The organism is Soehngenia sp., from assembly GCF_055108775.1.
Map to the genome: position 1 here is coordinate 1 of NZ_JBSQIL010000013.1, position 16,601 is coordinate 16,601.

Consider the following 16,601-nt stretch of genomic DNA (forward strand, 5'->3'; position numbering starts at 1 on the left):
CATTTATCATCTCAAGTATCATCAAGAAGGTGAAATTATATCTAATTCAATAAAATTTAATAGAACATTGTGCTGTTTTTTCATGTTTAGTTTACAGAGCCATTTCTATATCGTTATATTACCCAATTGGGTATAATATTATCAATATAATTATTAAATTTGAATGTAGGTGAAATAATGCGAAGAGAAAGAGTAGAATATTTAAAGGACTTGCCTTTAAACATAGAACTTTTGAGAGTCAAAGAATATCCTCTGCATTGGCAAAATAGTTTAGAAATATTATTTATGCTAAAAGGTAGCATCATGCTAAATGTAGAAGCAGAGAGATATCCACTGAAGGAAACTGAAATAGAAATAATCAACCCAGATGAAGTCTACAGTATGGAGGCAATTGACGAAGATAATTTGCTTTTAATTTTTCAAATAGATCCAATGTTTTTTGAATCATATTACGAAGATGCAAAAGATATATTTTACTACACAGATTCAGCAAATCTAGGAGATCAAGATAAAGAGAAATATTATAAGCTAAAGAAATTGCTAGCCATAATACTATATGAAGTTATATCAAAATTAGATGATTATGAAGATATAGTTGAAGAAAAGCTTTTAGATGTTATGTATCATCTTTTGAATAATTTTCATTATTTATTCTATGATGAAGAAAGTTTAAAAGATGATGAAATTCAATTAGAAAGATATCATAGAATAATGAAATATCTAAGTAACAATTACATGAACAAAGTAAGCCTAAAAGACATCGCTAAACAAGAATTTTTAAGCTCTCAATATTTATCCTATAAAATAAAGGAAGTATTCGGGAAAGGATTTAACGAATACTTAAACCAGATAAGAGTTGAAGAATCTACAAAGCTTCTATTGGATACAAACAAGTCGATCAGTGAGATAGCTGAAGATGTTGGGTTTTCTCATGTAAGATACTATAATAAGCATTTTAAAAATCATTACAATATGACCCCACTTCAATATAGAAAAAAATATAAAGTAAGCGACAAAGAATTAGAAAAGTTAAAAAGAGTAGAGAACATAAATCTTTTAGAAGCAATAAACTATTTAGAAAGCTATTTATTTGATTATGAAAGATATAATTATGATAATAGAATAATAAAATTGGATATTGACTTAAAAAAAGAACCTATAGATAGCTTTAAAAAACCTGAAATAATCGACATAGGAGATGTTTCTTTATTACTTGAAGAAGAAAACAGAAGGATATTAAAAGAAATTCAGGAAGAAATTGGGTTTAAATATTTAATTGTAAACAATCTATTCTCTGACGATATGGATATTTATAAAGGGAAAAATAAAAGATTTATCAATTGGACTAGAGTAGAGATAATACTTGATTTTTTAGAAGATATAAAACTCATTCCAATCATATCGACAAATGGAGTTCAAAAGCATATAGTAGATGACTTTATAAATACATTCTCTAAGACATACTCAAATTTAGAAAAATATCTTGAGCTAAGCTTGGATGATTTTAATATCACCTATCCTTTATTCGATATAAACACAAAGCATGATACACTTCTAATGGCAAACTATATCATTTACAGTTATACTATTGAAAACCGTAAAATTGTCATGAATGTAATCGATGAAATATCTAAAGACACTGTGCTGACGAATGAAACTTTTTTTGGAGGGAAAGGGCTATTCACAGCTAACTATCTAAATAAGCCATCTTTTTATGCATTTAAATTCTTGTCGCTTTTAGGTGACGAAGTTTTATATAAAGACGAGGGGCATATAATAACAAGATCCGAATCAGGATATCAGATATTACTATATAATCCAGAAAAAATAAGTGAAGAAGAGATATATGGGGATGATGTAAATAAAAAGTTGAAAGAAAAAAAGATCTCTTTGAATTTTTTTAACACGGAGCATAATTTTCAAATTACTAAATATGATTTAAACAAAAGTCATGGTTCGGTATATGACAAGTGGATATATTTGGGCTCTCCTGAAAGGCTTACAAGTGAAAATTGGAGTTTGTTAGATAACTATGTGCACCCTTATGTAAGTTTTTACTTTTCTGAAAAAACAAGTGTGTTCAATTTAGTAGCAAAGATAAAGCCAAATGGATGCGTACTATTTACTTTTAATTATGGACTAAATTAAGCTATATAATGTACTATGTTAAGATAATTTAATTTTTTAAAAAATTAAAAAAACCTAATTTAATCCGAAAAGAAGGACAACACAGTCAATTACTTAAATTCCCTCAAATGATAAAATATATTTATCAAATGGGGGTTTTAATATGAGCAACAAAGAATTTGGAGAAGAAAAAATATCAAGATTGTTGATAAAATTTTCTATTCCAGTAATAATATCAATGCTCGTTAATGAATTATATAATATGGTCGATACCTTTTTTATAGGTAGGACAGTAGGTGGAGAAGGGATTGCTGCAATTATTGCTGTATTTCCATTTCAAAGAATAATTGTTGCACTAAGTGTGATGATAGCTGTAGGGGCAATGACATCTTTTTCTAGATATAATGGACAAAAAGACTATGACAAGGCTAAAGAAGTACTGAATTCTGGATTTTCAATGATATTAGCAGTAATGGCACCTATAGTGCTTTTAGTCATGTTTTTCAAACAAAACATCATTGGAATAATAGGAGCAGGTGAAGTAGTAGAAGCACTAGCATCTGAATATCTAGGTATAATTTCATTTGGAGTTATATTTTTAGGTCTTACAGTATATATATCGCATACTATGATAGCTCTAGGTAATACCAGAGTATCTATTATAAGCACAAGTTTGGGAGCGTTAACGAATATTATATTTGATTATATACTAGTAATAAACTACGGAATGGGAATTAAAGGGGCGGCTATATCAACAACAGTTTCCCAGATAGTAGGCTTTATTTATGCTTTTTACAAATTTAGAGAAATGAAAAAAGAATATGGGATATCACTTAAGCTTAATATAAATCCATCATATATCATACCAATACTTTTAGTTGGAATTTCCTCTTTTGTTATCGAGGCTGAAGATGGAATACTTATGGGTAATTTAAGTAGCCTCTTAGCAGGGACTATAGGTGATGAAGGACTTGTAATATTAGGAGTAGTTTCTAAAGTTTATATGTTTTTATTCATACCTATATTTGGGATTGCACAAGCTATGCAGCCAATAGCAGCATATAATCTCGGTGCGAACAAACTAGGAAGGCTAAAGAAACTAATGTCAAAGACAATAATGTTTTCATTGGTCGCATCAACTGTACTTTGGATATTTTCATTGATATTTGCTACGAATATGATTAGTTTATTCATTCAGGACGAAGCAATTATAGAAGATGCTGCATTTGCATTTAGGATAATGATTTCTGCATTTCCTTTACTGAGTGTATATTATGTTTCAATATTTTATTTCCAAGCTATGGGCAAAGCTAAGACTTCGATATTGACAGCAGTTTTAAGGCAATTAGTTATAATGCTTCCTATTTCAATATTGCTTGTTAAAGGCTTAAACTTTGGCAGTCTGGGAGTTTGGTTATCTTACCCTATATCTGACTTTTTAGCTAGTTTAGCAGCATTTATGTTGATAAGAAATGAAGGGATTGAATTAAATGTTCAAATAAATGTTCAAAGACAAAAGGCAGAAGAAAAGGCTCTAATTACTAGAAATAATATGTGATATAATCAAGAGTAGATATAATCTACTCTTTTTTTATGGAGGGAAAAAATGAGTGCTAAGAAGAATTACTATAAAAAGAAAAATCAACCACCAGGAACTCTAGTATATACAGGAGAACAAACAGATAATTTTCAAGAGCTCTATTTAACCACTTACAATAAAGAAAAAATAGTACATAAGCAGATTAAATCAGTAGACGAATTTATAAACGAAGAAAATTTAGGTGTAAAATGGCTAGATGTAATTGGATTATCTAATATAAAAACGATAGAAGAAATAGGTGCAAAATTAAAACTACACAGGCTTATCTTAGAAGACATAGTAAATATAAGACAAAGAGCAAAATTGGAAGAATATGATGATGCATTATTTTTGGTCATTAAAAAACTTTCAATCTTAGAAGATATTGAAATAGTATCAAATCAAATATCAATCATCATAAAAGAAAACATGGTCATAACTTTTCAAGAATACAACAACAAAGCATTTGAGAATATTAAAAAGAGACTCAATGAAGGGGCATATGTAAGAGGGCTTGGGGCAGATGATCTTACCTATGCATTAGTGGATTCTATAGTGGATGGATATTTTGACATAATGGAAATTTTAAGTGAAGAAATAGACAAGACAGAAAACGAATTAATGGATGATCCAGAAAAAGAAACTTTAAACAGAGTCTATTCTTTAAAAAGACAAATCGTTTATTTTAGAAACACTATATGGCCAGTTCGAGATATCGCTAATACTTTATCTAGAGGAGAGATGAATTTAATTGACCAAAAGACATCTTATTATTTTAGAGATATATATGACCATTCAATACAAGTGATAGAGTTAATAGAAACATATAGAGATACTGTATCAGGAATGATGGATATATATTTATCGAGTATAAGTTCTAAAACCAATGAAGTAATGAAGATATTGACAATATTTTCGACTATTTTCATTCCACTTACATTTTTAGCTGGAGTTTATGGAATGAATTTTATATATTTTCCAGAACTTAAATTCAGATATGGATATTTAGGTTTTTGGATAGTAAGCATATTAATAACAATCACAATGCTTAAATATTTAAAGAATAAAAAATGGTTATAGATATTGATTTTTAAAATCTAAAGTGTTATCATATTAATAGGTACAGTAATAAATTACATATAACTGTAACAATACACTTTTGGAGGTATTATATGAATAACACTAAAAGATTGGTATCTTACGGAGTATTGATGGCTCTGACTGTAGTAATGACAATGGTAATACATATTCCATCACCTGCTCAAACTGGTTATATAAACTTAGGAGATATGGTAATATTTATCACGGCTTTTTTCCTTGGCAAAAAAGCTGGGTTTATAGTTGGAGGTGTTGGGTCAGCTCTTGCTGATATATTATTAGGATATAGTATATTTGCACCTGTAACATTGATTGCAAAAGGACTAGAAGGGTATGTAGCAGGGGCTATTTTTGAAAAGGAATTAGGTAAGAAATACCCGATATTACCATCATCAATAGGTGGTATAGTAATGGCGATTGGTTATTTTGTTGCTGAAATATTTATGTTTGGATTTAATGCCTCGTTGATAAATTTACCAGCAAATATTGTTCAGGGATTATTTGGTGCAATTGCTGCTAGTATACTCTATAAATTATTAAAAGATAAAATCAACTTATAAGCTCCGTTAAGGAGCTTATTTTTATGAGTATTTTTATTATTAAAATGTTATAATATATTACATAACAATTAAATATAAGTAAAACACATGTGGGGTGTAAAGTGATGAAGAATAAGGCTGTAGTCTTAGGAACAAATTACTATGTAGGATTGAGTATAATAAGATGTTTGGGTAGAGAGGGAGTTCATGTAGTTGCAGTTGATTATAGTGAAGAAAGCCGTTATGGCGCAAAATCTAAATATTTAAGTGAAAAACATTTAGCACCACATTATAAAGAAAATCCTGAGGGATTGCTAAATTTTTTAATAGAATATTCAAAGAATCAAGAAGCTAAACCAGTTCTTTACCCTGGAGCCGATCCTTATGTCGAATTTATAGATAAATATTTTGATGAATTAAAAGAGCATTATTTATTTCCTATGGATAGAAAAGGATTTTGGACAGAAGTAATGAATAAATATACAATGAGCTTATTGGCTAAAAAGCATGGAGTCTTAGTGCCTGAAACAATTAATTCAAAAGATGAAAATTTAGTAGAAAGAGTAAGAGAAGAGATCAAGTATCCTTGTATCATAAAACCTATGGATTCTGCATCATTTGTAAAAGCATATAGAAGAAAAGTATTCATTATTAATTCAGAAGAAGAACTTATAGAAAAAGTAAATATGATACACAAAGATGGACACGGGATAACTATCCAAAGAATAATACCAGGACCTGAAAAAAATTGCTATTGTTATGATGCATATCTTAATCAGGATTCAAAAGTTACTCATTACACTGCAGCATATAAAATCAGGCAATGGCCAAATAATTTTGGGGCATCAACATATGCTAAACAAACTTGGATACCTGAATTGCATGAAATATGCAAGCCGTTTTTAGAAGGCATTGGATTTAAAGGATTTGCAGAATGTGAATTAAAAAGAGATGTAAATACTGGGAGAATCTATTTAATAGAAGTAAATGTAAGGACTATAAATTTCAATGAAATGCTATACAAAGCTGGATTGAATTTTCCGTACATCGCATACTTAGAAATGACAGATAAGATTCCAGAACCTAAAGCCATTGAATATGAGACAGGATATGTTTTTCACTACATGTACGAAGATTTATTTGCAATTAGAAATTATTTAAAAACAGGACAGATGACAATAGGCGATATTATAAGAGATAATACTTTTAAGAAAGTACATTCCACATGGTCATGGTCTGATCCCTATCCAGGTATATATTTTGTGGGAACTGTCATAGGTAAAATGTTTAAGAAAGCTATTGGCAGAGAATAACCATTATTGGAGGAAATTATGGAAAAAATAAAAAGCAGCTTAAATTCTATTAAAGAACTAGATTTTGAAGCCATGAATGAAACCAAAAGACGATGGGATTCTCTTGTTAAACCTATAGGTAGCTTAGGATTGATGGAAGAAATCACGATAAAATTATCTGGAATTTACAGAAAAACTAAATTTTCAATAGATAAAAGAGCTGTATTAGTCATGGCTAGTGACAATGGCGTTGTAGAAGAAAATGTGACTTCTTCTCCGCAAATATTTACTAGAATTTTAGCTGAAAAAATGGCTAAGGGAATGACTGGGGTCAGTGTAATGTCTAAGTCAGTTAAAGCTGATGTAGTAGTAGTAGATATTGGTATAAATGGAGATGTAAAAGAAGAGAAAGTCATAAATAGAAAGATTAGATATGGCACAAATAACTTCACTAAAGCTCCCGCTATGACATATGATGAGACTATAAAAGCTATAGAAACTGGTATCGATGTTGCAGATGAATTATTTAATAGAGGATATAAGATATTGGGAACTGGTGAAGTAGGAATTGGTAACACTACTACTTCTGCAGCGATAATCAAAGCTATCACTGATTTTAATATAGATGATATTGTTGGAAAAGGTGCAGGAATTACTGATGAACAGCTAATTTTAAAGAAAAATGCAATTTTAAAGGCTATTGAATTACACAAGCCAAACAAAGACGACGCAATAGATGTGATATCCAAAGTAGGCGGACTAGACATAGCGGGACTTGTAGGAGTTTATCTATCTGGAGCTAAAAACAGTAAGCCTGTAGTTATGGATGGCTTTATATCACAAGCTGCTGCGTTATGCGCCATAAAACTTGACAAAAGGGTAAAAGACTACATAATACCATCCCATCTGTCAAAAGAGCCTGGTGCTAAATTTGTGTTCAATGAAATTGGACTTAAACCAATGCTTGATTTATCTATGAGACTTGGCGAGGGAACAGGTTGCCCATTAGCTTTTCAAATAATAGACACTTCAATCTACACTTTAAATAACATGGCTACATTTGAAGAAGCAGAGATTGAAAAAGAATTTTTAGTAGATATAAGCAAAGACGAGGAGAAATGAAATGATCACAATGGTTACTGGTGGTGCTCGAAGTGGAAAGACAAATTTTGCCCAGAATAGATTATCGGGGAAAACAGACGTTGTATATATTGCTACTGCTAAAATAGAAGATAATGAAATGGCCGAGAGAGTTAAACATCATAGAAACAATAGACCTAGTGAATGGAGAACTTTTGAAGCATATCGTAATTTAGAAAATGCATTGGGAGAAGAAAATTATTATCTCTTAGATTGTGTCACAAACTTATCTTCAAATATAATGTTTGATTTATCTAAAAATGAAAGTTACATAGATAATGGTATTCAGAATCAGATTGAAAAAGAGATATTAAAAGAGCTGAATCAGTTTATTTCATTGATTAATAAAACAAACAAGAATTTGATTATAGTGACCAATGAACTCGGAGATTCTATTGTTCCTCAAAATCATATATCAAGAGTGTTTAGAGATATACAAGGACGAGTAAATCAATGCTTAGCAAGCATTTCTGATGAAGTTTTCATAGTTATTTGTGGAATAGAAGTGAGGTTAAAATGATAGATGGCCTTATACTAGCTTTTGAATTTTTTTCAAGGCTGCCTCTTAGAAAAAATGTGGATTTTACAGAAAAAAACATATCCTTTTGTGTATTCTTTATGCCATTTGTAGGACTTTGTATTGGTTTTGTTGCTGCTATTGTTTTTAGTTTGATTTCCCGACTAGATTTACTCATAGCAAGTTTTTTGACAGTTACATCTATTGTGATATTGACAGGGGGACTTCATCTAGATGGCTTAGCCGATACATTTGATGGATTTTTTTCCAATAGAGAAAAAGATAAGACCTTAGAAATAATGAAGGATAGCAGAATTGGGACATTTGGAACAATTGCTATAATTCTAGTTTTATTGGGTAAGATTATATTAATATATAAAATAAGAGATATTACTCTTATAGCAATTATATTATCTTTAGGGAATGCAAGACTTGCAACAAGCATAAATATTTCACATAGGAATAGTGCTAAAAATGAGGGATTGGGATTTTTATTCTATAAAAGCAAACCTTTGAAGAAAGTTATAATTAGCACGATATTATATATTATTTTAGTTTTAATTGTAAATCCATTCAATATTTTGCCTCTAATAGGAACTATTATTTTCGGATTAACATTTGCTAGATGGGCTGATAGAAAAATAGGAGGACTAACTGGAGATGTGAATGGTGCAACAATTGAATTAGGAGAGATAATATCTCTTTTAGTATTTTGGGGGGTAGCACAATGGATATAATTTTTATAAGGCATGGAGAAACAGAAGATAATATAAAAAGGGTACTGAGTAAAGATGATGTTTTGCTTACAAAAAGAGGAGAAGAACAAATAAAAAAAATCAAACCATTAGTAGAAGAACTTGAATATGAAAATGTATATATAAGCCCTTTGAAACGGACAATTCAGACCAGTGAAATACTAGGAATTGATGGGATAATGGAAGAAAGAGTAAAGGAGATAGATTTTGGCATATTCAAAGGATTAGGCTATGAAGAATTCATGAAAGTTTACCCTGAAGAAGGCAAAAAATGGATTAGCGATTTGAAAAATTACCAGATACCCAATGGAGAAAGTTTGAAAATGACATATGAAAGAGTAGTAGATTTTCTTGAAGATATAATAAAGGAAGATAAGAATATGTTGGTGATCACTCATGAAGGCATAATAAAATTAGCATTTTCATGGGTGTTTGATAGCGATGATTATTTCAATAAATTTATAGCATCAAATGGGAGCATAAATATCATTTCGGTAAATAAAGACTATAAATTTATCAAGAAATTGAATGCAAGAGGATAGGTATTGAAATGCAGAAAATAAATGGTATAATATTTGATTTAGATGGGACAATTTTAGACACTATTTATGATATAGCAGATAGTGCAAATAAGACCTTAGAAAAGCTTGGCTTTCCAAAGCATAATTATGATGAATACAAAAAAATGTTGGGAAATGGATTTAGGAATCTTATGATAAATAGCTTGCCACAAGGAATAGAAGAAAATATTATTTCTAATGCGATTGAAATATTCACAAAAGAGTATGAAAAAAACTATATGAATAAGACAAAGCCATTTCAGGACATAGAGTATATACTTAATGAATTACAAAATAAAGGGGTTAAGATGGCTGTAAATTCTAACAAAAAAGATTATTTCAGCAAGAGATTAGTTGATAAATTTTTTTCTGATATAAATTTTGTTAGGGTTTATGGAGATAGAGAAGGGAAAAAAAGAAAACCTCATCCAGAAACGAGTCTAGAGATAGCAGAAGCTATGAAATTATCACCTGGAGAAATAATATACATAGGAGATAGCGAAGTGGATGTGCTTACTGCTAAAAATGCTAATATGAAAAGTGGAATTGTTACATGGGGATATAGAGATTTAAAAGACTTAGAAAAGTTTGATGTAGACTATATTTTCTATAATCCTAAAGATATACTAAATATAATAGAATGAAAGGGTTGAAAAATGGAAAAAATAAGGTTATATGGGTTTAATAATTTGACTAAGAGTTTGAGTTTCAACATTTATGATGTTTGTTATGCGGTATCTGCTGAAGATAAGAAAAAATACATTGAATATATCGATGAGCAGTATAATTCAACTAGGTTAACTCAAATATTGGTAGAAATAACAAAAATCATTGGTGCAAATATTTTAAGTATAGCAAAACAAGATTATGAACCTCAAGGTGCAAGTGTAAATTTATTGATTTCTGAGGAAAAAGTTGATGACGAGTCGATTGATCCTTCTTGCAATAGAGGAGAAATTAATTTGGAGTATAAAAATGTAATTGCTCATCTGGATAAAAGCCATATAAGCGTTCATACTTATCCAGAGTATCACCCTGATAAAGGAATAATGACCTTTAGAGTTGATTTAGATGTATCAACATGTGGGAAGATCTCGCCTCTTAAAGCATTAAACTTTCTCTTTGACAAATTTGATTCAGACATAGTCATTTGCGATTATAGGATAAGAGGTTTTACTAGAGATATAGATGGCAGAAAGTTATTTAAAGACCATGATATAAACTCTATTCAGGATTTTATTTCTCAGGAAAACAAAGATAAATACAACATGATAGATGTAAATATATATGAAGAAAATATTTTTCACACTAAAATGCTTATAAAAGATTTGGTTTTAGACAATTATATATTCGAAAAAAGTGAAAAGGACTTAACGGAAGATGAAAAAGAGGACATAAGATATAAACTAAACATGGAGATGCATGAAATATACTATGGGAAAAACTACTAGGAGGGCATTGTATGGAACTTTGGTTTACGGAGAAATATTCTCAAACGTGCGGATTGACAATAAAAGTTAAAAATGAAATATATAGTGAAAGAACTAAATATCAGGACATAGCATTTTTTGATTCTTATGATTTTGGCAGATTTTTCACTCTTGATGGATACATGATGGTTAATGAAAAAGATGAATTTATATATCACGAGATGATAACACATGTTCCGCTAGCAGTAAATCCTAATATTAAAAAAGTCTTGGTAATTGGAGGCGGGGATGGAGGAACAATTAGAGAGCTAACTAGATATGAACAAATTGAGTTGATTCATCATGTTGAAATAGACGAAAGGGTAGTAGAACTTTGCAAACAGTATCTTCCTCAGACTGCATGCAAATTAAATGACGACAGGGTTGAAGCTTTCTATACTGATGGAGTAGAATTCATCAAAGGAAAAGAAAACTTTTATGATTTGATTTTAGTGGATTCGACTGACCCAATAGGCCCTGGAGAAGGGTTATTCACAAAAGAATTTTATAATAATTGCTATAAGGCTTTGAATGAAAATGGCATACTGGTTAATCAACACGAAAGCCCATATTTTCCTAATACTGCCAAAGAGATGAAAAAGGCTCATGCAAAATTAAAAGGGATATTTGAAATATGCAAAGTATATCAGTTCCATATGCCTACATATGCAAGTGGACATTGGCTTTTCGGATTTGCAAGTAAGACATTTGATCCTTTAAGAGATCACAAAAAAGATGAGTGGGAAAAGTTTGGGATAGAAACTAAATATTACAATTCATCACTTCATCAAGGGGCATTTGCATTGCCTAACTATGTTATAAAAGCTTTAGATGAAGCAAATGAAGAAGATTTAAAATAACACCAATAAACTGGTGTTATTTTTTATTTCAAGGGTAAAATATAAAATAAGGGGTGAGAAATAATGAAAGTAATAGCTTTAGTTGGAAGTTTAAGAAAAGATTCTTATAATATGAAAATAGCAAAATTCATGAAAGAAAGGTACAAAGATAAATTAGATATTGAAATTTTACTGCCTGATTTACCGATTTTTAATGAAGATATTGAAAACAACCCTCCAATTGAGGTAGTAAATTTCAAAGAAAAAATTAAAGCTTCCGAAGGAGTCTTAATCGTAAGCCCTGAATACAATCATTCAATACCAGGGGGATTAAAAAATGCACTTGATTGGTGTTCAAGAGTGGATAGAGTACTAGCAAAAAAACCAGTATTTATAGTTGGGGCATCTAATGGAAATGTAGGAACAGCCAGAAGTCAAATGGACTTAAGAACAGTTTTAAATTCACCTGGGATAAATGCATATGTATTGCCTTCAAATCTTGTCCTTATACCTAATGTAAACAAACTTTTCAATGAAACTGATGAATTTATAGATGATAGGACAATTAAATATTTGGACAAAGTTGTAGACAATTTTATTGATTGGAGTAAAAAATTTAGTTAGGGTGATTTTAATGAGAGTTGGATTAATATTTACTGATACAAGTAAACATTCAAGAAATGCCATGATTGATCCTCATGGAAGTAGTCAGATGGAGGAAACTGTGAAAGCAGTAAAGTTAGCATTAGAAAAGAAAAATTATGAAGTAGTAATGATTCCTGCAGGTATAGATATGCTAACGAAAATAGAGAACTCAAATGTAGATGTTATTTTCAATGCTTGTACAGGGATTAGAAAAAAGAAAGAACAAGCCAACGTGGTGGCAATGCTTGAATTATTAGATATACCGTTTGTAGGCAGTGGCTTGTCAGGCCATATTTTTGGACTTCATAAAGAAATTAGTAAAACTTTATTTAGACGAGTGGGGATCCCAACTCCAAATTCTCAGCTATTTTATAACACTGAAATATTGTTAGACAAAAACTTGAAATTCCCGCTAATAGTAAAACCTGAGCGTGAAGGCTCTAGCCTAGGGACAGATTATGACAGTGTTGTATACAATGAAAAAAATCTTTATGAGAAAGTTAATCAAATCTTAAATACATTCAAAGAACCCGCCCTAGTAGAAGAATATATAAACGGGAGGGAATTTACCATCGGTATTTTGGGGGATAAAGAATTAGAAGTTTTTGAAATACTAGAAATAATATACTCTAAAATGGAAGTTAATTTTATGACTGTAAGCATCAAAGCTAAAGATGCAGCAGGATATGAATGCCCTGCTAATATAGATAAAGAGCTTGAATTACAATTGAAAGAATATGCAAAAAAAGCTTTTAGGGCATTAGAACTCAGGGATTATGCTAGAGTGGATGTAAGATTAGACAGATTTAACAAACCTTATTTTATAGAGATAAATACTCTTCCAGGGCTTGAACCTGGTTATAGTGATTTTCCCAAAATGGCTGAAAAATCTGGTATTAGCTATGACGATTTAATTGAGAAATTAGTTCTATTAGCATATAACAGAAAAAAGAGGTGATTCTATGCCTATAGAGATATTATATATAGTCATATTATTAGCCTTGATATTGATTGTATTTGTTGGGTTTAAAAGACCTATTTATGAAGCAATGTTTATAGGATTAGTTATTCTTTCTGTCATCACGGGAAATATTGCAAACCTTTGGAAATATTTAATAACCCCTTCTACGAATACTCTATTTTTTGCTATAGTTGAATTTTTAGCGCTTGCATATATTTTTAGCAAAACTAACGTCATAGATGATATAGTGAACTTTATTATTTCTATCGTAGGAAGATTTAGAGGAGGGGCAGGTTATGCAAGTCTTATTTCCAGCACATTTATGGCATCTCTTTCAGGTACAGGGCCTGGGAATGTTGTCGCTGACGGAGTATTTACTATCCCAACTATGATAAAATCTAATTTTCCAAGGGAATTAGCAGCTACAGTCGAGATGTCAGCTAGTTCATTAGGGCCGATCCTTCCGCCATCTGGGACAATACTTTTAGCATTTGGTGTTTTGGATGCTTTATATCCAAACGATTACAATCTTTCTAGCTTTTGGATTGTTGTCTGGGGAATTGGAATCTGGTTTATACTTCAAAGGTTAATTTTATTGTATATACTTTGCAGAAAATACAATGTAAATGCATTAGATAAAAATGATATCCCTAATGTAAAAGAATCGTTTAAAAAGGGTTGGAAAGCGCTAATAATACCTATCATTATATTTGCACCTTTTTTGATTGATTTCACATTAGGAGAAACTTTTATAGCTTCAAGGCTAGGAGAAGACGGTGCGAATGCTTTTTCAAGCTCAGTAATATTGTTTGCCCCTGCGATAGCTGCGATTTATACATTCTTAATAGCAAAATATGACAAATCGAAAAAGGAGATTAAATTGAGAACATTCTTTAAGGGTGCAAGCTCGAGAATAGTTCCAGTTGCTGCAACTATATATTTTGCATATTCTCTTTCTGCTTTATTTACAGATATAAATTTAGCACAAAATCTCGGGGAATATATAAATAGCTTCAATATGGGCAGTATTGGTCTTGGGATATTCTTCCCGATTTTTACGATGATACTGGGCATGTTTTTACCTGGCTCATCACAGGTTGCCATATTTGGGGGAATAATCGTTGCAAGTTTATCGGAGGTAGGATTAAATCCACTATTGATTGCAGCATTGCTTCCAGCAATAACTGGTGGAATGGAAGGCATGACACCTCCATTAGCTTTGGCACTTTATCCTGCGGTTGGTATTGCAGGAGCAGATATGAAAAAGTCAATGAAACTAGCACTATATTGGGTATTTTCTCACTTGATAGTTTCGATACTAATAATATTAGGCATTCTGCCTGTTCCATTTATATAGTATTAAGAAGAGGAAATTAAAATTATATTAGTTAAAGTAATATATTTATTAGGAGTGAGAATAGTGAAAAAAAATATAAGCTCGATTTTAGAAAATATTTTCAGCATAATTATACTCATATCTATAATAGGTTCGGGATTTATTTTCTTGCTCTTTTTAGTCAGCATCATCATAGGTGGTGAAATTGGAAATGCTATTTCACTTTGGATTAAAAATGATTTTTTAAACTTATTAATCAGATTGACAACCATAGGAGTTATGGCAGGATTTATTAAGATGTATATAACAAAAGAACATGAACTCACAATGAAATAGGCTGCAAATAGCAGCCTATATATTCCATTCTCCATTTTTGAAAATAATGCATTCTTCTCCATTTTCAGTCTTTCCTACTATAGACAAATCACTAGTTCCAATCATAAAGTCAACATGTATCAATGAATCGTTAACACCATTTTCATCTAATTCTTTTTCGCTCATGTTTACTCCATTTTCAATATTCGTCGGATAAGCTTTACCAAGAGCAAAATGGCAGCTTGCATTTTCATCAAATAGTGTGTTTTTAAATAAAAATCCAGCTTTTTCGATAGGAGAAGAATATGGTACCAATGCAACTTCTCCAAGTCTCTTTGCTCCTTCATCCATGTTAAGCATTTCCTCTAGAATGGATTTGCCTTCTCTAGCATCAAAATCCACCACTTTCCCATTTTCAAATACTAATTTAAAATCCTCGATTAAATTACCAGAATAATTAAGAGGCTTTGAACTGTAAACAACACCATCCACACCATATTTATGAGGCATAGTGAATACTTCTTCAGTAGGCATATTGGCAACAAAGTAAACACCTTTGCTGTTTTTCCCACCACCACCAGCCCAAATATGGTTTTTTGGCAATTTTACTGTAAGATCTGTTCCATTAGATGCAGTGTAATGTAGAGTTTCAAATTTCTTTTCGTTTAAATAGTTCATTCTTCTCTCAAGGGAGTCTAAATGTTCTTTCCAAGCATTAACAGGATCATTTAAATCAACTCTAGTCGCTTTAAAAATTGCATCCCAAAGTTTTGCAACTGCATCTTCAACATTCATATCAGGGAAAAGACTTTTCGCCCAATTTTTTGTAGGAATAGAAATTACACACCATGAATTGATATCATTCATAGTATATTTTCTAACATCCTTTAGCCCTATACTTGAGGTTTTATTTGCAACAGCTATTTTTTCTGTGTCAATTCCCTTTAATAAATTTGGGTCATCTGCATGGATGCTAATAAAACCTGCACCTTTCTTAGCATAATACTCTATAATGTCTGCTCTCCACTTTGGAAATTCTTCAAAAACCTCAATTGGTGCATTTTCATATTTTAATCTAGTAAGTACATCATCATTCCAATTTACGAATACTTCTGAAGCTTTCTTTTCGTAAGCAACTTTTGCAAGTTTCCTAACAAATTCAACTCCTTCAACAGGTGCAGTTATAACAAGTGGCTCATTCGGTTGAATATTGATACCTACTTCAACTACTAATTTTGCATAATCAGATATTTTTTCTTCAAAACTCTTCACTTAATCACCTCATATATTGTTTATGTAAATATTCTAGCTTATTAATTGTAAAGTGTAAATGAAAATATTTCGGTTATTGAAAAATTTACAAAAATGGGAAAATATATAGAAACAAAAATATATTTAAAAATAGAGATAAGGTGATTTTATGTCTCGG

Annotated in this window: 17 protein-coding genes; 16 read left to right on the top strand and 1 reads right to left on the bottom strand. The window is 30.8% G+C overall.

The window, feature by feature from the left end; translation table 11 throughout:
- The first annotated feature begins 177 nt into the window (after positions 1–177).
- The 16 genes from ACTB1H_RS03095 to ACTB1H_RS03170 all read left to right on the top strand — a co-directional run bounded on the left by ACTB1H_RS03095 (position 178) and on the right by ACTB1H_RS03170 (position 15,193).
- Positions 178–2,148 carry an AraC family transcriptional regulator gene (locus ACTB1H_RS03095; RefSeq protein WP_463261369.1) on the top strand — a complete coding sequence of 657 codons (1,971 nt, stop codon included), beginning with the start codon at positions 178–180 and terminating at the stop codon, positions 2,146–2,148.
- 142 nt (positions 2,149–2,290) lie between these two features.
- A complete protein-coding gene (locus ACTB1H_RS03100; RefSeq protein ID WP_463261370.1) occupies positions 2,291–3,685 on the top strand; it encodes an MATE family efflux transporter in 1,395 nt (464 codons plus the stop codon).
- Positions 3,686–3,733: 48 nt separating this feature from the next.
- Complete coding sequence (gene corA / locus ACTB1H_RS03105; protein ID WP_463261371.1) at positions 3,734–4,786, top strand: magnesium/cobalt transporter CorA; 1,053 nt, start codon at positions 3,734–3,736, stop codon at positions 4,784–4,786.
- A 92-nt stretch (positions 4,787–4,878) separates the two neighbouring features.
- Positions 4,879–5,364, top strand: a complete 486-nt coding sequence (locus ACTB1H_RS03110) for an ECF transporter S component (RefSeq protein WP_463261372.1) — start codon at positions 4,879–4,881, stop codon at positions 5,362–5,364.
- A gap of 104 nt (positions 5,365–5,468) precedes the next feature.
- Positions 5,469–6,656: a carboxylate--amine ligase gene (locus ACTB1H_RS03115; protein WP_463261373.1), complete on the top strand. Its 1,188-nt coding sequence runs from the start codon at positions 5,469–5,471 to the stop codon at positions 6,654–6,656.
- An 18-nt stretch (positions 6,657–6,674) separates the two neighbouring features.
- On the top strand, positions 6,675–7,757 hold the full coding sequence (cobT, locus tag ACTB1H_RS03120) for a nicotinate-nucleotide--dimethylbenzimidazole phosphoribosyltransferase (protein WP_463261374.1): 1,083 nt from the start codon (positions 6,675–6,677) through the stop codon (positions 7,755–7,757).
- 1 nt (position 7,758) lies between these two features.
- Positions 7,759–8,295, top strand: coding sequence for a bifunctional adenosylcobinamide kinase/adenosylcobinamide-phosphate guanylyltransferase (gene cobU / locus ACTB1H_RS03125; protein WP_463261375.1), 537 nt, complete (start codon positions 7,759–7,761; stop codon positions 8,293–8,295).
- Entirely contained in the window at positions 8,292–9,029 is a 738-nt protein-coding gene (cobS, locus tag ACTB1H_RS03130) for an adenosylcobinamide-GDP ribazoletransferase (protein ID WP_463261376.1), read from the top strand. The genes cobU and cobS overlap by 4 nt, the downstream gene beginning before the upstream one ends.
- The gene (locus tag ACTB1H_RS03135; RefSeq protein ID WP_463261377.1) at positions 9,020–9,589 is read left to right on the top strand and encodes a histidine phosphatase family protein; all 570 of its coding nucleotides are present in this window, start codon (positions 9,020–9,022) and stop codon (positions 9,587–9,589) included. The genes cobS and ACTB1H_RS03135 overlap by 10 nt, the downstream gene beginning before the upstream one ends.
- 8 nt (positions 9,590–9,597) lie before the next feature.
- On the top strand, positions 9,598–10,251 hold the full coding sequence (locus ACTB1H_RS03140) for an HAD family hydrolase (RefSeq protein WP_463261378.1): 654 nt from the start codon (positions 9,598–9,600) through the stop codon (positions 10,249–10,251).
- 12 nt (positions 10,252–10,263) lie between these two features.
- Entirely contained in the window at positions 10,264–11,058 is a 795-nt protein-coding gene (speD, locus tag ACTB1H_RS03145; RefSeq protein ID WP_463261379.1) for an adenosylmethionine decarboxylase, read from the top strand.
- 11 nt (positions 11,059–11,069) lie between these two features.
- Positions 11,070–11,936 (top strand): polyamine aminopropyltransferase, encoded by an 867-nt coding sequence (gene speE, locus ACTB1H_RS03150; RefSeq protein ID WP_463261380.1) that lies wholly within the window; start codon positions 11,070–11,072, stop codon positions 11,934–11,936.
- A 63-nt stretch (positions 11,937–11,999) separates the two neighbouring features.
- Positions 12,000–12,539, top strand: coding sequence for an NADPH-dependent FMN reductase (locus tag ACTB1H_RS03155; RefSeq protein WP_463261381.1), 540 nt, complete (start codon positions 12,000–12,002; stop codon positions 12,537–12,539).
- A gap of 10 nt (positions 12,540–12,549) precedes the next feature.
- Entirely contained in the window at positions 12,550–13,518 is a 969-nt protein-coding gene (locus ACTB1H_RS03160; protein ID WP_463261382.1) for a D-alanine--D-alanine ligase family protein, read from the top strand.
- A 4-nt stretch (positions 13,519–13,522) separates the two neighbouring features.
- Positions 13,523–14,878 (top strand): TRAP transporter large permease subunit, encoded by a 1,356-nt coding sequence (locus tag ACTB1H_RS03165; protein ID WP_463261383.1) that lies wholly within the window; start codon positions 13,523–13,525, stop codon positions 14,876–14,878.
- A 63-nt stretch (positions 14,879–14,941) separates the two neighbouring features.
- Entirely contained in the window at positions 14,942–15,193 is a 252-nt protein-coding gene (locus tag ACTB1H_RS03170) for a hypothetical protein (protein ID WP_463261384.1), read from the top strand.
- 15 nt (positions 15,194–15,208) lie between these two features.
- Here ACTB1H_RS03170 and ACTB1H_RS03175 read toward each other — a convergent pair whose 3' ends face one another.
- Positions 15,209–16,444, bottom strand: coding sequence for an aminopeptidase (locus ACTB1H_RS03175; protein WP_463261385.1), 1,236 nt, complete (start codon positions 16,442–16,444; stop codon positions 15,209–15,211).
- Between the last annotated feature and the right edge of the window lie 157 nt (positions 16,445–16,601).